This window comes from Flavisphingomonas formosensis, from assembly GCF_009755815.1.
In the GTDB taxonomy this organism is placed as follows: Bacteria; Pseudomonadota; Alphaproteobacteria; order Sphingomonadales; family Sphingomonadaceae; genus Flavisphingomonas; species Flavisphingomonas formosensis.
Genome location: NZ_WRPK01000002.1, coordinates 469,245 through 489,987 on the forward strand (window position 1 = coordinate 469,245; position 20,743 = coordinate 489,987).

15 protein-coding genes are annotated in these 20,743 nt (G+C 65.2%); 8 read left to right on the top strand and 7 right to left on the bottom strand.

Features of this window, described 5'->3' with window-relative positions; genetic code table 11:
* Positions 1 to 8: 8 nt before the first annotated feature.
* Genes GQY20_RS08250 through GQY20_RS08260 form a run of 3 tightly spaced genes read right to left on the bottom strand, consistent with a single transcriptional unit; the run spans position 9 to position 2,684 of the window.
* Positions 9 to 920 (bottom strand): hypothetical protein, encoded by a 912-nt coding sequence (locus tag GQY20_RS08250; RefSeq protein ID WP_157216577.1) that lies wholly within the window; start codon positions 918 to 920, stop codon positions 9 to 11.
* Complete coding sequence (locus GQY20_RS08255; RefSeq protein ID WP_198350872.1) at positions 920 to 1,600, bottom strand: class I SAM-dependent methyltransferase; 681 nt, start codon at positions 1,598 to 1,600, stop codon at positions 920 to 922. The genes GQY20_RS08250 and GQY20_RS08255 overlap by 1 nt, the downstream gene beginning before the upstream one ends.
* A gap of 58 nt (positions 1,601 to 1,658) precedes the next feature.
* The gene (locus GQY20_RS08260) at positions 1,659 to 2,684 is read right to left on the bottom strand and encodes an NAD(P)H-dependent amine dehydrogenase family protein (RefSeq protein WP_157216579.1); all 1,026 of its coding nucleotides are present in this window, start codon (positions 2,682 to 2,684) and stop codon (positions 1,659 to 1,661) included.
* Positions 2,685 to 2,865: 181 nt separating this feature from the next.
* Between GQY20_RS08260 and GQY20_RS08265 the strand changes: the two genes are divergently transcribed.
* Genes GQY20_RS08265 through GQY20_RS08280 form a run of 4 tightly spaced genes read left to right on the top strand, consistent with a single transcriptional unit; the run spans position 2,866 to position 5,102 of the window.
* Positions 2,866 to 3,180 carry a ribosomal protein L7/L12 gene (locus tag GQY20_RS08265; protein WP_198350873.1) on the top strand — a complete coding sequence of 105 codons (315 nt, stop codon included), beginning with the start codon at positions 2,866 to 2,868 and terminating at the stop codon, positions 3,178 to 3,180.
* A complete protein-coding gene (locus GQY20_RS08270; RefSeq protein ID WP_157216580.1) occupies positions 3,177 to 4,316 on the top strand; it encodes an LLM class flavin-dependent oxidoreductase in 1,140 nt (379 codons plus the stop codon). The genes GQY20_RS08265 and GQY20_RS08270 overlap by 4 nt, the downstream gene beginning before the upstream one ends.
* Entirely contained in the window at positions 4,306 to 4,626 is a 321-nt protein-coding gene (locus GQY20_RS08275; protein WP_269769727.1) for an HU family DNA-binding protein, read from the top strand. Before GQY20_RS08270 ends, GQY20_RS08275 begins: the two co-directional genes overlap by 11 nt.
* On the top strand, positions 4,626 to 5,102 hold the full coding sequence (locus tag GQY20_RS08280; protein ID WP_157216582.1) for a YbaK/EbsC family protein: 477 nt from the start codon (positions 4,626 to 4,628) through the stop codon (positions 5,100 to 5,102). The genes GQY20_RS08275 and GQY20_RS08280 overlap by 1 nt, the downstream gene beginning before the upstream one ends.
* Positions 5,103 to 5,149: 47 nt before the next feature.
* Here the strand turns inward: GQY20_RS08280 and GQY20_RS08285 are convergent, their stop codons facing one another.
* The 3 genes from GQY20_RS08285 to GQY20_RS08295 all read right to left on the bottom strand — a co-directional run bounded on the left by GQY20_RS08285 (position 5,150) and on the right by GQY20_RS08295 (position 7,714).
* Complete coding sequence (locus GQY20_RS08285; protein WP_157216583.1) at positions 5,150 to 5,590, bottom strand: nuclear transport factor 2 family protein; 441 nt, start codon at positions 5,588 to 5,590, stop codon at positions 5,150 to 5,152.
* Positions 5,591 to 5,730: 140 nt separating this feature from the next.
* Entirely contained in the window at positions 5,731 to 6,516 is a 786-nt protein-coding gene (locus GQY20_RS08290; protein WP_157216584.1) for an SDR family oxidoreductase, read from the bottom strand.
* A gap of 37 nt (positions 6,517 to 6,553) precedes the next feature.
* Positions 6,554 to 7,714: an LLM class flavin-dependent oxidoreductase gene (locus GQY20_RS08295; RefSeq protein ID WP_157216585.1), complete on the bottom strand. Its 1,161-nt coding sequence runs from the start codon at positions 7,712 to 7,714 to the stop codon at positions 6,554 to 6,556.
* Between the two features lie 294 nt (positions 7,715 to 8,008).
* On the opposite strand from GQY20_RS08295, the gene GQY20_RS08300 reads away from it, so the two are divergent.
* The 4 genes from GQY20_RS08300 to GQY20_RS08315 all read left to right on the top strand — a co-directional run bounded on the left by GQY20_RS08300 (position 8,009) and on the right by GQY20_RS08315 (position 16,389).
* Positions 8,009 to 9,271, top strand: coding sequence for an efflux RND transporter periplasmic adaptor subunit (locus GQY20_RS08300; RefSeq protein ID WP_157216586.1), 1,263 nt, complete (start codon positions 8,009 to 8,011; stop codon positions 9,269 to 9,271).
* Positions 9,268 to 12,453, top strand: a complete 3,186-nt coding sequence (locus GQY20_RS08305; RefSeq protein WP_157216587.1) for an efflux RND transporter permease subunit — start codon at positions 9,268 to 9,270, stop codon at positions 12,451 to 12,453. The genes GQY20_RS08300 and GQY20_RS08305 overlap by 4 nt, the downstream gene beginning before the upstream one ends.
* A complete protein-coding gene (locus tag GQY20_RS08310; RefSeq protein ID WP_157216588.1) occupies positions 12,450 to 13,877 on the top strand; it encodes an efflux transporter outer membrane subunit in 1,428 nt (475 codons plus the stop codon). Before GQY20_RS08305 ends, GQY20_RS08310 begins: the two co-directional genes overlap by 4 nt.
* 202 nt (positions 13,878 to 14,079) lie before the next feature.
* Positions 14,080 to 16,389, top strand: a complete 2,310-nt coding sequence (locus tag GQY20_RS08315) for a TonB-dependent receptor (protein ID WP_232475947.1) — start codon at positions 14,080 to 14,082, stop codon at positions 16,387 to 16,389.
* Positions 16,390 to 16,858: 469 nt separating this feature from the next.
* Here GQY20_RS08315 and GQY20_RS08320 read toward each other — a convergent pair whose 3' ends face one another.
* Entirely contained in the window at positions 16,859 to 20,383 is a 3,525-nt protein-coding gene (locus GQY20_RS08320; protein WP_198350874.1) for an NACHT domain-containing protein, read from the bottom strand.
* Between the last annotated feature and the right edge of the window lie 360 nt (positions 20,384 to 20,743).

Below are 20,743 nucleotides of genomic sequence, written 5' to 3' on the forward strand. Positions count from 1 at the left end.
TGCGAGGATCAAGCCGGAACCGGGGCATCGGAACGCAGGCCGAGCAGGCGCAGCGCGACGAGGGCGATCAGCGCATCTCCGGCAAGCATGGCGAGGCGCATCGAAGCGAGGAGCAGCAGCGCCGCCTCCATGCCCATCACTGGCGCCAGCAGCGCGATGCCCGCCGCCTCGCGAACGCCGAGTCCGCCCGGAGCGAGCGGCACGACGAAGCCGGCCAGCCAGGCGAGGAGAAAGAGGCCGCCGGCAGCGCAGAGACCAGCAGGCGGAACGGCTAGGCTCAGCGCCGCGACCGCGGCCAAGGCAGCGACACCTGCGAAGAAGCCGAGCTGCAACGCGGCACAGCGCACTATAAGGCGCCCGGCGAGCGCCCCGCGAACCAGGCGGACGAGCAGCAGCGCCGCAAGCAGGATGGCACCCGCCATCACGGCAAGGCCATGCCGTGGCGCCCCTGCAGCGAGCAGCAGCGGCAGCGCGACGGCGGAGCAACAAAGCAGATGAAGCGTAACCTCGAGGAGCGAGGCCCGGCCCATTCCCGGCCCATCCCAGCCGCGCGACTGCCCGAGCAACTGGCGCGAGCCATATTGCAGCACCGATCCCGGCAGATATTTGGGCAGGATCGAAACGCCATAGACCGCCACCGCCTCGCGCCAGCCGATTGCCCGTCCTCTCGAAGCCGGTACCAGCGACCAGGCCCTCGCCAACAGTCCAAGCAGGCCCGCATAAACCAGCGCGATACCGCCGAGCAGGGCAAAATGGGTGGGATCGAGCGCCGCGAGCAGGATCGGCGCACTGGCCACGCGGACGCTGCGGATCAGGAACAGGGCGGCCAGCGCGAGCAGCAGAATCGCCAGTGCGCGCCGCAGCCTTGGCCGGCGATGGAGCGAACCGAGCGCCGCGTGCAGCCTCTCCCCCGCCCCCATCAGCCGCGCCGATGCGTCATCAGGCTGGTACTGTCCGGATAGGGCACGCAATAGGAGAGGCCGTGCAGCCGACGCTCGGCCAAACCGCAAGCCCCTATGGCGGCACGATAGCGGCTGCGCCCGCTATCGTCGAACAGCAGCAGCCCATCGGTCTTGAGATGGGGGATGGCGGCGTCGAGACAGGCCGTGCGCAGCCGGCCATCGACGACGATGAGATCATGCTGACCGGTCGGCGCGATCGCCCGGACATAGGGCTGGAGCGCGGGATCGCCCATATGGTCAAAGCCCGCGGACAGAAGCGTCACATGGTTTTTGCCGGCCAGGCGCACGGACAGCTTTTCGGCCCAGGCGGCATCATGCTCGACCGAGACGATCCGGGCGGCGCGGCGCGCCAGCCAGAGCGTGCTGGCGCCGCTGCCATATTCGAATACGCTGGCACCGGGCCGCGCCGCGAGAAAGCGTTCGATCTCCACCGTCGCGGCGACGTTCCACCAGGGAATGTCGAGCGCGATCATGCGGTCGATATGATAGATGGCGCCAAGGCTGGCCGCCCATCGCCGCCAGCCATGCGGAGCACGCGCCGCGGACGAAAAGACGCCCCCCGGCGCCAGCCAGCCCGGTGCCGCCTGCGCGAGGCGGATATAGGTTCGTTTCAGCATGTCCGCGCGTGCGCTGCCCATGAAGCGGACATAGCGCAGCTTGGTTAACGACTTGTTCCGGCCGCGCAGCGGCGGACGGTCAGGCGCGTGCCGGACCGCAATCGCGCGCCACGATCAGCGGCAGATCCGCCGCGGTGACGATGCCGGGCGCGGCGGCGCAGACCGCGGGGATCGCATGGACGGCGGGCATCGCAGTGATCAGCGCGGGATCGAACATGGTGGCGCCGACCGGCTCGTAGCGGCAGCGGATATTGGGATCGCCTTCGATCTCGACCAGATAGCCATGCTCGATCGGCCAGTCGGGCGTATGCTTGTAGCCGAGCTTCCAGGCGACCTTGAGCGCGATGAAGGGCTTGCCACCCACCCAGCCCGACCAGGTGCCGCGCAGAGCCGAGATATGGCCCTCCCGGATGGTCATGAAGCCGAGGTCCATCGTCTCGGTCGCTGCGGCGAACTCGACGTCGAAGCGCACCTCGCCATCGAGCCGGACGTCGAGGGCATCGGCCATCATCTCCACCGCCTCATGGAAGGAGGGCGTCGACTGCTTCATGAAGGCGGCGACGGTGGGATCGCCGATCGGCCGGTCGATGCCCATCGCCTCCCAGGTGCCGACCGAGGCGTAGTTGGTGCAATCCACCGATTCCAGCACGGTGACACGGTCGACGCGGCGGCAGCCCTGCGTCGCGACGAGGCCCAATATGTTGGCGAAGCCGGGATTGATGCCCGTGCCATAGATCGATGCGCGGCCGCGCATCGCAGCCGCGGCGATGCGGGCATGGCCTTCCGGGCCGAAAGCACGGCCGTTCATGAAATAGGACGTGGAGACGATGTTGATGCCGGCCTCCAGCAGCCGCGCCATATGATCGGCGTCGGGAAATTGCGGCACATAGAGGACGCAATCGGGCCGGAGCGCGATCAACGCGTCGATATCGCGGCCGGCCGCGATGCCGATCGGATCGATCCCGGCGAGCGTGCCGATATCCGCGCCATCCTTCTCCGCCGAATGCGTCCAGGCACCCACCAGGCGCATGCGGGGGTGGGAATGGATGGCGGGAATGGCGGCGCGGCCGACAAGACCCAATGTCCAAAGGGCGACCGTGATCATGGGCGGCTCCTTGCTCTGCGCGATCCCCGGGATCGATAGCCGGGTGGAGTCGGCCTGTCCGGCGCGGCGCCTTGTGGCAGCCGGCATCCGGCCGATGCTTCCGGTCATCGCCGCGGTCGAAGCTGCTTCCCTGTGCGGCAGTGCGCCGATATCCTCCCCGGCCCACGATGGGAGAGGCCGCTTGTACGTACCGATGCCGATCCTGATCGCACTGGCGATCGTCTTCCTGCTGCTGGCGCTGGCCGCGTTCCGGCGGCAGACGCCGCGGGATCCGCTGATGGGCGCGCGCGGCGCGGAACAACCGCGGATGCCGCTCGCACCCGCCGCGCCGATCCCGCCCACGCCTCCTTCCACATCAGCGGTGGCCGAGGATTTGCGCGCCCGGGTGATGCCGCTGCTCGCCCGGGGACAGAAGATCAACGCGATCAAGCTGGTGCGAGACGAAACCGGCATGGGCCTCAAGCAGGCCAAGGATTATGTGGAAAGTCTCGAATGAGGCTTTCGATCGTCGACGTCTGCCCAGTGATGGAAGGCCGCACGCCACAGCAGGCGGTGCGGGACGCGATCGGCTTCGCACAGGAGGCCGAAGCGCTCGGTTTCACGCGCTACTGGCTGGCCGAACATCATGGCGCGGGCAGCGTCGGCAGCCAGGCGCCGGAGGTGCTGATCCCGGTGATCGCGGGCGAGACGCAGCGCATCCGGGTCGGATCCGGCGCGGTGCTGCTCAACCATTATAGTCCGCTGAAGGTCGCGGAGCAGTTTCGCACATTGGCGGCGCTGTTTCCTGGACGGATCGACCTCGGCACAGGACGCGCCTTCGCCGGGCCCGTGGCGGACGTCGCGCTGATGCGCCACCGCACCCAGCGGCGGGTGGATGACCACCGGGAACAGATGGTGGAACTGGCGGCCTGGGTGGCGCAGGACATGCCGAAGGACCATCCCTTCGCCACCGTTCAGGTGATGCCCGACATGGCCGAGATGCCGATGCTGTGGCTGCTCGGGTCCAGCGATGCGAGCCCGCGCCTCGCAGGGCTGCTCGGCCTGCGCTACGTATTCGCTGGTTTCATCGCCCCCGAGCGGGCCGTGAGCGCGATGCGCAGCTATCGCCAGCATTTCGAGGCCGCCCGCTCACCCGCCGGCGTGCGATCACCGGAGGCGATCCTGGCCGTCCATGTGATCTGCGCGGAAACGCGGGCCGAGGCCGAGCGGCTGGCGATGCCGGTGCGGCACATGTATGCCAGCCTCGCCCAGGGCCGGATCGGAAAGCGGCTGGCCAGCATCGAGACCGCGATCGGAGCGCTGGGCAGCGTGCCGCCGGCCGAGCAGGAACCCTGGCCGCGCTTCGTGATCGGCGATCCGGATGAGGTTCGGGCTCGGCTGCTCGCGATGGCCGGGGAAACCGGCGTCGAAGAGATCATGGTGCAGGACATGATCGTTCCGGGCGACGCACGGCGACGATCATGGCGGCTTCTTGCGGAGGCGTTCGACCTGTCCGGAGCCGCCAATTATCCGGCAAGACCCATCAGAATTCGTGTCCGGAGCCGCGCTTTGGCGCGAAATCCGACCGAAAACGGGCCTTTTCACGGGTTTTCACGCTGCAAGTGCTGGACCTTGCCCGCAATTGGCCGCTAAGCGGCGCGCTGAACACAACAAGGAGGACGAAAAAATGAACGCTGCTGACCTCGCGGACAAGATCGCCACCGCCAACGGCCTTACCAAGACCGACGCGAAGAAGCTCGTCGACACCGCCTTCGCCGCCATCGCCGACGCCGTCGTTGCGGGCGACGAAGTTTCGATCCCGGGCTTCGGCAAGTTCAAGGTGAAGGCCACCGCCGCCCGTGAGGGCCGCAACCCGGCGACCGGCGCCACCATCCAGATCGCGGCCGCCAAGAAGCTCGGCTTTACCCCGGCGAAGGCGATCAAGGACAAGCTCAACGGCTGATGAGCCTGGCCTCTGTCAGCGCCTTCTTCGCGAAGGAGGCGCCTGACGTCGCGATCATCCAGCAGGCGGCCAGCACCGCGACCGTCGCCGAGGCGGCCGCGACGCTGGGCGTCGAGCCGGGGAGGATCGCGAAGACCTTGTCGCTGCGCGTGAAGGACCGGGTCGTCCTGGTCGTCACGCGCGGCGACGCCCGCATCGACAACCGCAAGACCAAGGCTGCGCTGGGCGATCGTCCCCGCATGCTCGGTGCCGACGAAGTGGAGGCGATCACGGGCCACCCCGTGGGCGGCGTCTGCCCCTTCGGCCTCGCCACACCGCTTCCCATCTATTGCGACGTTTCGCTGAAGGCATTCGACCGCGTCTATCCCGCAGCCGGATCGCGTACCGCTTCCGTCTGCCTCGCGCCCGACCGCCTCGCGGCGCTGACCGGCGCCCAGTGGATCGACATCTGCCAGGCCGTCGAAGAGCCGGCTTGAACATTGCCGTCATGCCGAAAACGCGTTCGGCATGACGGAAAAGCGCCCTATTGCGGCAGTATCAGCAGATGGTCGCGCAGATCGCCCTTGAGGTCGAGCATCGAATAGTCGCGGGTGGCGAAGCGCCATGTGCCGTCGACCTTGTCGAAGCTGTCATGATAGCGGCCTGCGGCAATGACCTGGAGCGGGACGATGTCGGTCGCCTGCAGCACCGTGTAATAGGATCGCGCCGTCGCCTTCAAGCGATCGTCGGAGAATTCGACGATCGGGTTGGTGACGACATGCTTGGTGCGCGGCGTGCCGTCGGTATGCAGCTTGGTGTGGGCATTCCACAGCCGCAGCATCGGCCCGGCGCCATGCAGTATCTCGCCGCCGACGGAGACGGCGGCATGCTCGAACAGATCGGCGACCCCGGCGAAATCGCCCGCATCGATCAGCTCCGCATAACGATAGAGCAGGTTGGTGATCGCAATGCCGTCGTCGCTCATGATCCCCTCCGTTTGACTTGCCCTTCGTCGTCCTGACGGAAGTCAGGATCCATTCGCCGCAGCGTCGCGTCTCATCGGCAACGCTGTGGCGAATGGATCCCGGATCAAGTCCGGGATGACGAAATGCGCGAACTCGTCATTTACGGTGCCATCCACTCGCCGCCGTTCACGTCGAGGACGGCGCCCGTCACCATCTTCGTGTAATCCGACACGAACATGAGCACGGTCTTGCCGCACTCCTCCTCCGGCGGGATCACCCTCAGCGGGATGTTGGTGGCGACGCCCTTGACGATGTCGTCGACGCTGGCGCCGCTATGCTCGGCCATGCCCTTCAGCGCGTTTTTCACCGGCTCGCCCCACAGCCAACCCATGCGCAGCGCATTGACGCGGATATTGTCGGGACCGAGCTCGGCCGCGAGCTGGCGCGAGGCGGTGACCATCGCGCCCTTGGCGATGGCATAGGACAGCGAGCCGCCGGGGAGCGGCTTCAGCGACTGCATGGTGGCGACATTGACGATCGCTCCGCCGCCCTGCTTCTTCATGTGCGGCGCCACCGCCTGCGCCATGCGCGCGGCACCGAGCGCGGCGACATCGATCGTGTTCGCCCAGCTTTCGATGTCGGCATTTTCGAACGTGCCGTTCTCGCCGGCGGCATAGGCGCTGTTGACGAGACCATCGACGCGGCCGAACGCCGCCACTGTCGCGGCGACGAGGGCATCGCATTGGGCGCGGTCGGACACGTCGGTCGCCACCGCGATCGCCTGGCCGCCCGCGGCCTCGATCTCGGCCTTCACCTGATCGAGATACGCTTGGCGGCGCGCGCCCATCGCGACCTTCGCGCCTTCCGCCGCCGCGATCTTCGCCATCGCTTGGCCCATGCCCGGGCCGACGCCGGTGATGATGATGACCTTGTCCTTCAAAAGCATCGTCTGTCCTCTGTCTTAAAAATTTGGGGGCGGCCGATCAGGCCGCCGACTGGCGGTTCTCCGCCGCGTGTTTCTCGAACGCGCGCTGATTGGCGCTCATGATCGTTTCGATGAAGCCGTCGCGGTTCTCGCGCGCCCAATCGAAGGATTTCTGGCGGTTGCGATTGTCGCCGTTGATCGCCGGCAGCACGTAGCGCGCCAACATCTCCATCGAATTCTTCTTATGCTCCATGCTCGACCAATTCTTGTCGAGCAGCAGCAGGCAACCGAAATCAGGCACCTTCTGCTCCAGCCGATGGATCTGGGCGATGGCGTCGTCGGGCGTGCCCACGACGATCTCATTGCGCTCGATCAGGTCCTCCAGCGTCAAGTGGGCGGGCGAATCCGGCAACTGCTCGGATTGGTTCTTGATGTAGAGCAGCCACTTCTCATAGCCGGCACGGACCTGATCCATCGCCTTGTCGCGGGTCTCCGCGATATGCATGTCGGTGGCGCAGCGCATGCTGGCCGGCGACATCACGCGTCCATCCTCGGCGGCCTTCTGGCAGGCGATCTGCCAGTTGGTGGTAAGCGCGTCGAAACCGCCGATGCTGGTGGAGGCGAGACAGAGCATGCCGGCGCCATATTTCGCCGCGAGCACGCCGCCATTGGGCGAGAAGGAGCTGGCGACGCATATCTCCATCTCCGGGTTCATCGGCAGCGTCTGGGTGTGCGCGTCGCGCAGATCGTACCAGCCGTCATATTTCTCCGTGACCCAGTCACCGCGCAGCAGCCGCGTAATGACGGAGAGGCCACGATCCAGCTTGTCGCGGGATTCGCGCGCGTCGAGGCCGAGCATGTGCGCGTCGCTGACGAGCAGGCCCGGGCCGGCGCCGAAGATCAGCCGGCCGAAGGTAAGGTGATCGAGCTGGGCGATGCGGTTCGCCGTCATCAGCGGGTTATGATAGGGCAGCGAGATGACCCCCGTGCCAAGCTTGATCCGCTTGGTGCGCTGCGCCGCGGCAGCGATCATGAGCTCCGGCGAGGGGCTGTTCTCATAGGCGCCGGTATGGTGCTCGCCGTACCAGAATTCATCGAAGCCGAGTTCGTCCGCATAGCGGGCAAGCTCCAGATCTCGCTCGAAGGTGAGCGTCGGCGATTCGTCGAGTGGATGGAAGGGCGCCAGAAACATGCCCGCCCGAAGCCTGACTTTCCGCATATCCTTCTCCCCGCTTATCGAAATGACGCATTTCGACACCCAATGCGCCCCGGCCCGTCGGTTTGCGACCATCGCTAACAGCTGGCCTACGACATGGCCATATCTCGCGTGCGCCGGAAGACGCATCGATGGCCCGATTTGCGAGCCGGCGGGATTTCCGGGCGAACGCCGCCGCGGTGGCCGATTTCCGCGGTTTTCGTACCATGCTGTAATGCGCCCGTAAGGCTGCGGTAAGTCGATGGAACTATGCTCGTGCGCGATCCTGCGCTGATCGCCCGGAGTACAGCGACTTCCATGTTGAACACAGAACCGGCGGGTGACCTGCCGCCCGCCCGCACGCTCGGCAAAACCGAGCAGATCCGCCTGCTTGCGATAGGTGCGGCGGTTCTGGTCGCGATCGTGGTGATCGCATCGCTCGTTCACCTGCTGCTCAAACCCGCCGAAGTCACCCCGCCGGCATTGCCGCCCGGGTCGTTCCGCCCGACGCAGGAGCAGCTCGGCGAGCTCAAGATCCAGACGGTGCGCATCGGTTCCAACGCCGGCATGGTGGATGCGACCGGTGTCATCTCGGTGGACGAAGATCATTCGACGCCGGTCGTGCTGCCCTATTCGGGTCAGGTGACCGACGTGTTCGTCCAGGCCGGCCAGCGCGTGACGCGCGGCCAGCCGCTGCTCAAGATCGCCTCGTCCGACTTCGTCGATGCGCGCAACACGCTGTTCTCCGCCGCCGCACAGCGGGCGACCGCCGCCGCGCAGCTCAAGATGGCGGAGGATAATGCGAAACGGCAGCAGGCGATCTTCCAGACAGCGGGCGGCGCGCTGAAGGATTATCGCCAGGCGGAGAGCGACCTGATAGCCGCCCGTTCGACGATGCGCAGCGCCGATGCCGCGCTGGGAGCGTCGCGCGACAAGCTCGCCCTGCTCGGCAAGACTCCGGACGAGGTGAAGCGGCTGGAGGCTGCCGGCGAGGTGGCCGGCATCTATGCGCGCACCACCTATCATGCGCCTGTGAACGGCACGATCGCCACGCGCGACGTCGCCCCAGGACAATATGTCACCGCCGGCGGCGACAAGCCGGTGATGACGATCACCGATCTTTCGACCGTGTGGCTGATCGCGCAGATTTCCGAAAGCGACATCCCCAATGTCCGCCTGGGCGATGGCGTGGACGTGACCACCCCCGCCTATCCCGGCCGCGTCTTCCACGCGGTGATCGACAATATCGGTGCAGGCCTCGATCCGGCGACGCATCGCCTGCCGGTGCGCGCCACCGTCACCAATCCCGGCGAGGCGCTGAAGCCACAGATGTTCGCAAGCTTCGCCATCCGCCGGCCCGCCAGCGGATCGGCGGTGCTGGTGCCGGCCAGCGCGGTGATCCACGAGGGCGATACCGCGCGCGTCTGGGTGCTCGGGCGGGACGGCCTGCTCTATGCGCGGCCGGTGACCGTCACTGACAGCGCCAGCGGCTATGAGACGATCAGCGCAGGCCTCAAGCCGGGCGAGCGGATCGTGACCGCAGGCGCGCTGTTCGTGAACGAGGCAGGCATCGGCGAATGAACCGCGTCGTCGAGTTCGCGCTCCGCCAGCGCATCCTCATCCTGATGCTGCTGGCGACGCTGATCGCTGCCGGCGGCTTCGCCTTCGCCAATCTCAACATCGAAGCCTATCCGGACCCTGTGCCGCCGATGGTCGAGGTGGTGACGCAGAGCAACGGGATCTCCGCCGAGGAGGTGGAACGCAATATCACCACGCCGATCGAGGTGCAGATCACCGGCCTCCCGCATATCACGGCGGTGCGATCCATCTCGCTGTTCGGTCTCTCGGACGTGAAGATCCAGTTCAGCTACGACGTGACCTTCCAGGAGGCGGAGCAGCTCGTCCTCGGCCGGCTCAGCCAGCTCGGCGCGCTTCCCGGCGGCGTGCAGCCGCAAATCTCGCCGACCAGCCCGATCGGAGAGATTTACCGCTATCGCATCACCGCCCCGCCCGGCTATTCGGTGATGGACCTCAAGACGCTGCAGGACTGGGTGCTGCAGCGCCGCTTCAAGCGGATACCGGGCGTGATCGACGTGACCGGCTGGGGCGGCAAGCTGCGCACCTATGAGGTGGTGGTCGACAATGACCGGCTGATCGCCCACGGCGCGACGATCGGGCAGGTGATCGCGGCGATCGGCAAGAGCGACGGCAATGTCGGCGGCCAGACGGTGAATTTCGGCCCGCAGGCCGCGATCGTGCGCGGCGTCGGCCTGATTCAGTCGACCCAGCAGATCGAGAATGTGCTGGTGACGAGCGACAATGGCACGCCCGTCTTCCTCAAGGACGTCGCCTCGCTGAACATCGGCAATCAGCCGCGGCTCGGCATCGCCGGGCAGGATGGCGACAACGATATCGTGATGGGCATCGTGCTGATGCAGCGCGGCGCGCAATCGATGCCGACGATCAAGGCGGTGAAGCAGGAGGTGGAGACGATCAACAGCTCCGGCGTGCTGCCGCCGGGCGTGAAGCTGGAGCGGATCTACGACCGGTCCGACCTGATCAATCTCACCACCCATACCGTCATGCACAACCTGATCGAGGGCGTGCTGTTGATCTTCATCCTGCAGTGGCTGTTCCTCGGCGATCTGCGTAGCGCGATCATCGTCGCGACGACCATCCCCTTCGCGCTCGCCTTTGCAGTGCTGATCCTGACCGCGCAGGGGGAGTCCGCCAATCTGCTGTCGGTGGGCGCGCTCGATTTCGGCCTCGTCGTCGATGCGAGCGTGATCATGGTGGAGAATATCTACCGGCACATGGCGGAGCGATCCGCCAACATCGCCGCGGGCCACGGCCATGCGACGCAGGCCAGCCGATTCTCCGCGATCCTCCACGCCTCCAGCGAGGTGAGCCGCGGCATCTTCTTCGCCGCCGCGATCATCATCGCGAGCTTCCTGCCCCTGTTCACCTTGACCGGCGTGGAAGGCCATATCTTCGGGCCGATGGCGAAGACCTACGCCTATGCCATCGGCGGCGGCCTGATCGCGACCTTCACCATCTCGCCCGTGCTCTCCGCGCTGCTGCTGCCGGACAAGGTGAGCGAGGTGGAGACGCGGGTCGTGCGGACGCTGCGCCGCTGGTACGATCCGCTTGCCGCCTTCACGCTGAACAATCGGCTGCTCACGATCGGCGGCGCGCTGCTGCTGATGGCCGCCGCGGTGATCGGGGTGCGCTCGCTCGGCATCGAGTTTCTGCCGCACCTCGAGGAAGGCAATCTCTACATCCGCGCCTCGCTGCCGCCCTCCATCTCGCTGGAGGCCGGGCAGCCGACGGTGAACGCCATCCGCAAGATCATCGCCAGCTATCCCGAGGTGCAGACCGTCGTCTCGACCCACGGGCGGCCCGACGACGGCACGGACGCCTCCGGCTTCTTCAACGCGGAATATTATACGCCGCTGAAGCCGTTCGACGAATGGCCGAGCGGCATGACCAAGGAAAAGCTGACCGCGGATCTCCAGGCCAGGCTCAGCGCCCGCTATCCGGGCATCGAGCTCGATTTCTCGCAATATATCGAAGACAATGTCGACGAGGCGTCTTCGGGCGTGAAGGGCGCCAATTCGGTGAAGGTCTTCGGCCCCGACCTTGCGACCCTGACCCGCCTCGCCGACCAGATACGCGACGAGATGGCGAAGGTGCGCGGCATCGCCGACCTCGGCATCTCCAACTCGCTCGGCCAGCCGACGGTGCAGATCGAGATCGATCGGGCGGCTGCGGCGCGCTACGGCCTGACGCCGGACGACATCAACACCACCATCGCCGCGGCGATCGGCGGGCAGAGCGCGGGCGACCTCTACGAACATGGCACCGACCGGCACTTCCCGATCGTGGTTCGCCTTTCGGCTGCGCAACGCGACAGCCTGGAAGCGATCCGGCGGATCACCGTCGGCGCGCCCTCGCCCACCGGCCAGGGTTTCGTGCAGGTGCCGCTGTCCGAAGTCGCGAACGTAAGGCTGACCTCGGGCGCGTCGTTCATCTATCGCGAGCATCAGGAACGCTACGTCCCGATCAAGTTCAGCGTGCGCGACCGGGATCTGGGCGGCGCAGTAGGCGAGGCGCAGGCGCGGATCGCGCGCGGCATCCATCTGCCGCCCGGCTATCATCTCGAATGGGCGGGCGAGCTCGGCAATCTCGCCAGCGCTACGGCGCGTCTGGAAATCGTGGTGCCGATCAGCCTGCTGCTGATCCTGATCCTGCTCTATGCCAACTTCACCTCGGTGGTGGACACGTTGCTCGCGTTCAGCGCGGTTCCGATGGCGATCGTCGGCGGCGTGCTGGCGCTGGCGTTGACCGGCACCGCCTTTTCGATCTCGGCGGCGATCGGCTTCGTCGCGTTGTTCGGCATCGCCGCGATGGACGGCATCCTGATGGTGACGACGTTCAATCATGCGATCGACAATGGCGCGGCACGCGGCGAGGCGATCGCGGCCACGGTGCGCCAGTGCCTGCGCCCGGTGGTGATGACCTGCCTCGCCGCGGCGATCGGCCTGCTGCCGGCGGCGCTTTCCACGGGCATCGGCAGCCAGGTCCAGAAACCGCTCGCGCTCGTCGTGGTCGGCGGCATGGCGCTGGCGCCGGCATTGATCCTGCTTGTGCTGCCGACGCTGATCGCCCGCTTCTCGCGCCATGTCGGGCCGAACGAACGCGGCGCGCACGGCCGCTTCGTCGGGCACGATCCTAGCCACCGGCCGGCGGGAGGACGGCCATGAAGCGCGCTGCGATCCCGCTGCTGGCGCTGGCGACCTCGGCCTGCGCGCTGGGGCCGAAATCGCCCACCACCGCCATCTCGCTGCCTCCCCCGGCGAACGCCGCCACCATCCCTTCGGCTGCCGGCCCGGCCCAGCAGGTGGTGCCAGGCGCCGCGGTACGCGCCGACTGGTGGCGCTTGTTCGATGCGCCGCTGCTCGATGCGCTGGTGGATCGCGCGCTGGCCGCGAACAACGATCTCGCCACCGCGGAAGCCAATCTGCGCCAGGCACGCCAGCAGGCCGCGGCGACGGCCGGAGCCTCGCTGCCGCAGATCGACGCCGGCTATCAGGCGCAGCGGATCAGGACGTCACGCACGCTTTCCAACCCGCTGCCCGATCCGGACCAATATCTCTACACGCTGCACAGCGCCCAGCTTTCGGTTGCCTATCCGCTGGACCTGTTCGGCGCCCAACGCAGCAAGCTCCTCTCTGCCCGCGCGGCGGCCGAGGTCGCGCAGCATCGCCTGACCGCCGCGCACACGACGGTGATCGCCAATCTCGTGACCGCCGTGATCCAGCAGGGCGCGCTGGCGGCCCAGATGGAGGCGGCCACCGATGCGATCCACAACAATCGCGACATATTGCACATGATGAAGGTGCGCCAGGCGGTGGGCGAGATCGGCGCGGCGGACGTGGCGGCGCAGGAGACCGCGCTCGCCAATGCCGAGGCCGCGCTGCCGCCGCTCACCCGCCAGCTCGAGCATCAGCGCGCGGTGATCGCGATGCTGATCGGCATTGCGCCGGGATCGCCGCTGCCCAAGCTGCCGGCGCTTGCCGACCTGACCCTGCCCGATACGCTGCCGGTGGCGCTGCCCGCGCAGATCGTCGCCAACCGGCCCGACGTGCGCGCAGCCGAGGCGCAGATGCGCGGTGCCGGCGCGGACGTCGGCGCGGCGATCGCGGCGCGGCTGCCCAGCATACAGCTGAGTGCGAATATCGGCGGTGAAGCGACCCGCTTCGCCGACATGTTCGCGACCGGCAATCCCTTCTGGGCGCTGATCGGCGGCGTGACCCAGCCGATCTTCCATGGCGGTGCCCTGCTGCACCAGCAGAAGGCGGCGGAGGCCGCATTGGAGGCGGCCAAGGCGCAGTACCGCGCCGCCGTGCTGCAGGCCTTTGCCGACGTGAGCGATGCGCTGACCGGGCTGCGCACCGACGCCCAGGCGCTCGACGCGGCGGCGCGGGCCAGCGACGCGGCGGACCGCAATCTGGGCTTCACGCGCCGCCAGCTCGAGCTCGGCAGCGTCGGCACGCTGGCGCTGCTCAACGCCAGCGCCAGCGACGCCCAGGCCAATGCCCAGCTCGTCCAGGCGAAGGCCGCCCGGCTGACCGATACGGTGGCGCTGTTCCAGGCGGTGGGCGGCGGAGTCGCGCCGCAGCGGTAATTTTCTTTCACCCCGGCGTGGCGGGGAGAATGCGCGACGGCGAGGTGCCTCCACGCCCAAAGCTTATAGCGTTGTGTGAACTTTTTTATGACGCCGCACAGCGCCATCCGTCTATCGTTGCGATGGGGAGAGGATAGCGTCTCAAGACGATCGGCCACTCGCATGAGACCTTGCCTGAATATGTTCGGCAGGGGGATAGATCATGACATTCGCTATCGACCGGATTCATTCGACGAAATTCATCCGACATCACGCACTACGATATGCTCTCTTACTGACGACTATAGCGGTCCTGCCCAATCCTGCGGCAGCACAGGAAGGCAAGAGCGCGTCCGCGGATGCCGCCGGCGACGATGGATCGATCGTGGTCACCGCGCTGCGCCGCGCGACGACGGTGCAGGAGACGCCGCTGGCGATCACCGCGATCAGCAGCGATACGCTGGCCAACACCGGCACCACCAACGTCGCCGACCTGGCACGGATGACGCCGGGGCTGCGCATCCAGGACAACGGCCCGGGCCAGCGGCGGCTGAGCCTGCGCGGCATCCTGTCGGCCGGCGAGCCGACGGTCGGCTTCTATTATGACGAGACCCCGATCGCCGGCAATGTCGGCACGGGCAGCGACGCCGGCGGCCGCACGCCGGACTTCTCGCTGTTCGACGTGCAGCGCGTCGAGGTGCTGCGCGGGCCGCAGGGCACGCTCTACGGCGCCAGCGCGATGAGCGGGGCGGTCCGCATCATCCTCAACAAGCCGAGCGAGGAGTATGAAGGCGCGGCCGACGTCACCGCAGGCACCGTCAAGGACGGCGGGCTGAGCTATACGCTCAACGGCATGGTCAACGCGCCGCTGGCCCCCGGGCTGCTCGCGGTGCGCGCGGTGGTCTACCGCCGCTTTTCGGACGGCTATATCGACAATATCCGGCTGGGGCGGAACAATGTGAACAGCTCCGCGGCCAATGGCGGACGATTGATGCTGCGCTTCACGCCGGCCAGCAACCTGACAATCGACGGCAGCGCACTGATCGAGAATACCGACGCCTATTCCTACACCTGGAATCCCGATGTCGGCCGCTACAAGATCCAGAACTATATAGAGCTGCCCTATCGGGATCGCAGCCAGATCTACAATCTCACCGCGCATTGGGACCTCGGGCCGCTGACGGCGACTGCCGTCACCTCCTACCAGCATCGCCGCTTCACCTACACGTCGGGCGACGACAGCTTCACCGTGCTCACCCAGCGCACGCCGGCGGGCTGCGCGCGGATCGTGAACGGCGGCGCGGCCTGCAGCGATGCGCAGCTCCCCGCCTTCTACGCCTATCTGGACGGCTTCATCCCGGTCGCTTTCCAGACGCCGGGCTGGACGAAGGACCGCACGCACGAGCTGCGCTTCAGCTCGAACGGGGATCATTGGCTCAACTGGACGGCCGGCGCGTTCCTCGAGGATCGCAAGAACCATGTCGACAGCGAGGACCTGTCGGCCGATCCCGACAGCGGCGCGGTGACGGGCGATACCGTCTATTATCATCGCTACGTGAACGACCATTATCGGCAGGTGGCGGGCTTCGGCGAGGTTTCGGTGAAACCGCTGGCCAAGGTGACGCTGACCGCCGGCGTACGCTATTTCCACTATGACCGCACCATCACCGGCGGCACCGACGTGCCGTGGAACGTGCTGGGCGCCGTCTATCGGCCGCCCTACAAGGTGAAGACCGACCAGAATGGCTGGCTGTTCAAGTTCAACGGCGAATATCGCGTGACCCGCGACATCATGGTCTATGCACTGGCCGCGCAGGGCACGCGGCCGGGCGGGGCCAATCAGACGATCGGGCTGCCGGATTCGCTGATCGCCTATAAATCCGACAAGCTGTGGAACTATGAACTCGGCGCCAAGACTGCCTTTTTCGACCGGCACGTGACCATCAATACCGCGATCTTCCAGATCGACTGGAAGAACATGCAGGTGAGCGGCACGACGCCCAACGGCTTCTATTCCTACATCACCAATGTCGGCGCCTCGCGCGTGCGCGGCGCGGAACTGGAACTGAGCGGCCGGCCGGCGGAGGGGCTGAACCTGTTCGCCACGGCCACCTATCTCGACGCCAAGCTGACCGAGGACCAGATCAACGATTTCGTCGTCGCGGCGGGACGCAAGGGCGACCGCCTGCCCTTCATCCCGCATTGGACGGCAAGCGCGGGCGCCGAATATCGCCACCCCCTGACCCGCGGCACCGACCTCTACGCGCGGATCGACGCCAATTATTTCGGCACCTCCTATTCCGAGTTCCGGCCGACCAATCCCTATCGGGTGCGCATCGCGGACTATGCGCTGGCCAATGCCAGGCTGGGCGTGGAAGCACCGGACGGCGTGTGGGGCGTCTATGTCTATGCCGCCAACCTGTTCAATTCGGTGGCGATCAACCGGGCGACACGATCGGCCTTCATCAACAGCTATGCGGTGACCAGCGCGACGCCCCGAACGATCGGGGTGAATGTGCGGCGCAAGTTCTGAAATTAGAAAAAGGAAGGGAGGGGTGCCCATAGGTGCTGACCCTCGGGTGGACGGTAGGAGGCGGTCTGTGAGGCGAGAGACCCCCCGTTCGAACCATCTCGACGAAGGATAGCGGGGTTCGGTCAGACGCGGACTCGGCTCACTTAAGCAGCACGTAGGACGGGCGCCGCTACAGGCGGCATCGGTGCAAAGCGATGGTTCGGAGCGGTTGCTTCTGACGCCTTCAAATGGGACCTTCCTGCCGTTCAAAAGCGGCGGGCGGAACGTCAGCTCTTGCCTGGAGCAGACATTCGGCGTTTGTCCCAGTGGCATCGCAGAGCGACAAAAGCTGGGCCGGGTGCAGACTGGCAAGTTTCTAGTGCACTTTGGCGCGAAGCAGACCTAGGCGCACGGACCCCACGCGGCGAAAAACCCTCACGTGCACGGTTACCTTCTCACGGCGATTTCCCATTAGGAGCGCAAGATATATTTAGGGAGAAATTCGAGGTGCCCTCTCCACTACCGTGAAGCGGTTATCCCCCTTCAGAATTGTCACTGAGAGTCTCGCTGCCAACCGTTCAATCGCGTTGGCGAGCATGTCGCGCTCGTGCCAGCCGTCGAGTTCCCGATGCAAATCAACGAGCAGGTCGAGCGCCTCCCGGTCAGCGTGTGCCTCAATGGCAGAAATGCCCGACATCGGAACGTTGGGAAGCTTCGCGCGAACGAAGCGCGCAGCGGTGGCGAGCGGTATCATCACCTTGCGTTTACGGACCGCCCGGATCGCCGCGTTAACAGAATAGCCCATGTCATCATCGTCGTAGATCGGATCGTCGGGATTGACGGCCATCACCTTCTGCTCAAGCTGGGTCATCGAAGCTTCTGAGCCCAAGCTCGAAGCTGCGGCTAGGAGAGAGAGCCTTTGGCTTTCGGTGAGGTCATTCCGGCTCGCCGCTTCCGCAACAAAACCCATGAAATCCGAAACACCGGCGTGGGGCGGTGCCGTCTTGAGCGCCCCGCCAAACATAAAGTCCATCTCATATATGTAGAACATGCCAGTGGTTGCGGCATTCGCAATGCGCGTCACGTCCTTTCCACTCCAGAGGCGCTTGCGCAGTTGCTCCACAGCCGCCAAGGCCAATTCGCGCCCCGGAAAATGGCCGAACAGGGAAATGACCTGTCCGACAAACATCTCTGGCATAATTTGAAATTGCTGGATGAGGTCAGCAAACGCCGCCCTGTTGCCATAGCGCGCTGCGAAAATCTGCATCACCCATCGAATTTCAGCATCGAGCGACGGATCCTTCCTGCATTGCGCGATAAAGGCGGCGCGCTCGGTTTCGTCGGGAAAAATGGTCACGATAGCCCCGGCGAGGTCCTGCTTTCTCTTCTTGTCGAGTTTTGGATCGCGTAGCAGGCTTAGAAGGAACTTCGCCCGATCCGGGTAGAAGGCCAAGGCCTTGTGGGCTGCATAGTGACTGCTCCCTGGTTTGCCACGGAGTACTTTTTCGAGGAGGGGGATGAGACGGTCATCGAGCGGTATAGCCGCGATACACGCGGCTTCGACGCGTATCTTGTCCGGCAGCTTTTCATCCAAGGCAACCGTCAGCGCCAAATCACGCGAAACGCTCCCCGGCGTGAAATGGGCCAGCAGGTCGCCGCAACCCTCACGAGCATCAGCGCTCAATCTGAGTTTCCGCACACGCGCCAATATCAGGTGGAATGCATCGTCTCCTGCCGCACTGATCGCTCCCTTCAGATCGAAGTAGAATGAGTGTCGTTTCGGTCCGCGCTCAATCAGGTAGCGCACTAAGCTTAGCGTGAGCTCCTTGTTCTTTAGCGCCGAAAGAATGTCTCCGGCTCCGTCATGCATCAGCCAAACATTGTGGAGCGCGGCTGCGAGGTCTGGGCTAAGGGGCTCAGTAAACCCGTCGGTTAGAAGTCGCCCAACTTTTTTCCGCGCATCTGTTGGTGCCCCGACCCAGAAAGCAACCAGGCGTCTCTCCACTTCCTGGCGCACTTCCTCATCGACCACCGCCCCGTTGACGATGCATCGACCCACCAGTCGCAGCCCCGTCGCAAAGGCGTCATCCGGACGATCAAGCATTCCCCGGATCACCGGCGTTGGTGCCGGATGCAACTCCAATGCAAATTGGATCACTTGCGCCCAAGGACGCTGGATCGCGTCGTCGATGCGACTGGCAAGCGTATCCGGCCATTCACGGACCAGATGGCAGGCAGCGAGATATTCCTGAACAATTGGAAACGGGAATTGGAGCCTGATCGAACTCTGTGGCCGCAGAATGCCATTGGCCCGAAGGCGACTGAGGATTTGATCAGCGTCAAGGGCTGGCGCAGACCGGCGGATCACGTCAAGGACTTCCCGCTCGCTTGCGCCAATCTCCTGTCGCTCCAACCGCTCGAAGGCGAGTTGCTCGGCGATAGCGCGCAGAGCCGACACGCTTTGATCCGCATGTCCCACCGCCTTATGTTCGTGCGGGGCAAAGAGCGTCTTTAGATACCTCTCGATCAAATCAGCACGAGTGGTGGGAATGCTGCCCGGTTGTTGGGAGATGGCGAGGAGCATCGCCAGGAACAGGGGGATGCGCGCTAAGCGTTCAAGGTCCGGGTAGGCGCGAAGCCGCTCGAGGAAATCCCATTGATCCAGCTTGGGTAGGCGTTTCTTCATCGTTTCCGCAAAGCGGAGAATGTCGTCGTTGGAGAGGGGCGTGAGTTCGATGAGTTCGCCGTCGATCGCGCTTGTGAGGACCGAGGGGTCGCGCACACTGAGCATCCACGGAACGAGAGGGAAGCGCGCAGAGAAAGTGGCAAGGCGATGCAGGACTGTCGGCCGCATAGCGGCTGGGATTTCGTCAAGCCCATCCAAGAGCAGAGTAAGAAGCCCTTGCTCCGCCAGCCTCTGCCAATCCGGGCGGACGCTCATCTCGCTGTTGATGTGCGTGGAGAGGAAATCCAGAATTGCGAGATCGCTTGCGGCCAAAGAGGCGAGCGGAATGATGACCGGTACCTGCGGGGCTAAAGCTAGGCGCTCGGCCACCGCCCACATCAAGGCAGACTTGCCATAGCCGGGGCCAGCGACAACGATACAGCGGTCCATCGAAGGCGAAGGAAATGCCCGAAGATCGATGACGCTATCGTCCGCCGCTTCGCGCCAAGAAAGTTCCTCGTCCTCAAAATCGGCAATTCTGGCGCGATCATAGCTACGCGCGGTAGGCCATACAAAAAGTTCGGTTGTCGGGCCGGACATTCCGGTTCCCGGGATGTCGATGCGCGCGAGCCGGGCGATGGCCGATCTGTAGGCGGGCAGGCCCCACTCCGATGGTTCACCGACTTCAATTCCGTATTCCTCTTGCAGCCTTCGCCGCAGCGGCGTGGCAAGGAATACCGCCCTGGTGCGCCCGCCCCCGCCGGCGATATCCCGAAGGCTGCCGAGAAGGTTGGCGGGAAGTGCAAACGCATCTGCCAAACGACGGCGGTCAAAATCGCTCTCGATCTGTCGGTGTGTCATCACCGTCACGTCGACCTTGCGCAGAAGCTCCAGCACATTCGTCGCGCCAAGTGCAGCTTCAACCGCTTCGAGGAGTTTGGTTTGTGATTGCGTCAGGCGCTCTTTCCATTCCGCATCATCGACGGAGGATTTGGCACGCTCGCATAATTCGATCAGCCCATCGGCTGTTGCGTTGGACTCGCCAAAAACGACAGCGAACCGATCCTCAGTCCGGCCACGCAACCGCTGGGCTTCGAGGCTTTGCCAAAGCCGCTTCCAAGGGTCGGAGCCCGGTTGAACGTTGAGCTTGACGCTCTGAAAGAGGTGATGGCCGTCAGCATAGCGAATGACAATGTCGTCAACATTCTCGGGTGCCTCGACCCGCACTTCGACAACGCGCTCCTTCGGCGATTGAGGACGAAGTTCAAGAAGGTCGGCCAATGCAATCGCCGCCACGCTATTCTGATAGAATATTCCAGCCTGGGTAGTCGGGCCGCCAGCTTCGGTCATCATCTGCTCTCGTTTTGGAACGCGCGAGGGATCGTTTATCAAGTTATGCCAACTGCGATATGCCGTCACCATCCCCTCGGCCTGAGTTTACGCCGTCGCCTGTGGTAAACGCACTTCCTCGGCTCGGCTGCCGCGCCTCATTTGCGAACCTCTCGAAAAAGACGGGACGTCGCGAGCAGCGGCTCTCCACGTCAGCTCAACCGAAATCTGCTAGTCGGCCGTGTCCTTAATCCCGGGATACCCGTTCGCTGCTGGGCGAACGGCAGCTTCAAGGATCGGCTGAACTGGCCAGGAACGACCGCAAGTGGGGCGCCTTCCTGACGGTCCGCTGCGAAGCAGCCCACCGGCAGCTTCTATCAG

Excerpts from the sequence above, each read along its gene's own strand:
- GQY20_RS08300 (WP_157216586.1), top strand. The coding sequence starts at position 8,009 with ATGTTGAACACAGAACCGGCGGGTGACCTGCCGCCCGCCCGCACGCTC.
- GQY20_RS08255 (WP_198350872.1), bottom strand. The coding sequence starts at position 1,600 with ATGGGCAGCGCACGCGCGGACATGCTGAAACGAACCTATATCCGCCTC.
- GQY20_RS08280 (WP_157216582.1), top strand. The coding sequence starts at position 4,626 with ATGAGCCTGGCCTCTGTCAGCGCCTTCTTCGCGAAGGAGGCGCCTGAC.
- GQY20_RS08295 (WP_157216585.1), bottom strand. The coding sequence starts at position 7,714 with ATGCGGAAAGTCAGGCTTCGGGCGGGCATGTTTCTGGCGCCCTTCCAT.
- GQY20_RS08310 (WP_157216588.1), top strand. The coding sequence starts at position 12,450 with ATGAAGCGCGCTGCGATCCCGCTGCTGGCGCTGGCGACCTCGGCCTGC.
- GQY20_RS08290 (WP_157216584.1), bottom strand. The coding sequence starts at position 6,516 with ATGCTTTTGAAGGACAAGGTCATCATCATCACCGGCGTCGGCCCGGGC.
- GQY20_RS08305 (WP_157216587.1), top strand. The coding sequence starts at position 9,268 with ATGAACCGCGTCGTCGAGTTCGCGCTCCGCCAGCGCATCCTCATCCTG.
- GQY20_RS08260 (WP_157216579.1), bottom strand. The coding sequence starts at position 2,684 with ATGATCACGGTCGCCCTTTGGACATTGGGTCTTGTCGGCCGCGCCGCC.
- GQY20_RS08270 (WP_157216580.1), top strand. The coding sequence starts at position 3,177 with ATGAGGCTTTCGATCGTCGACGTCTGCCCAGTGATGGAAGGCCGCACG.
- GQY20_RS08250 (WP_157216577.1), bottom strand. The coding sequence starts at position 920 with ATGGGGGCGGGGGAGAGGCTGCACGCGGCGCTCGGTTCGCTCCATCGC.
- GQY20_RS08320 (WP_198350874.1), bottom strand. The coding sequence starts at position 20,383 with ATGACCGAAGCTGGCGGCCCGACTACCCAGGCTGGAATATTCTATCAG.
- GQY20_RS08285 (WP_157216583.1), bottom strand. The coding sequence starts at position 5,590 with ATGAGCGACGACGGCATTGCGATCACCAACCTGCTCTATCGTTATGCG.
- GQY20_RS08315 (WP_232475947.1), top strand. The coding sequence starts at position 14,080 with ATGACATTCGCTATCGACCGGATTCATTCGACGAAATTCATCCGACAT.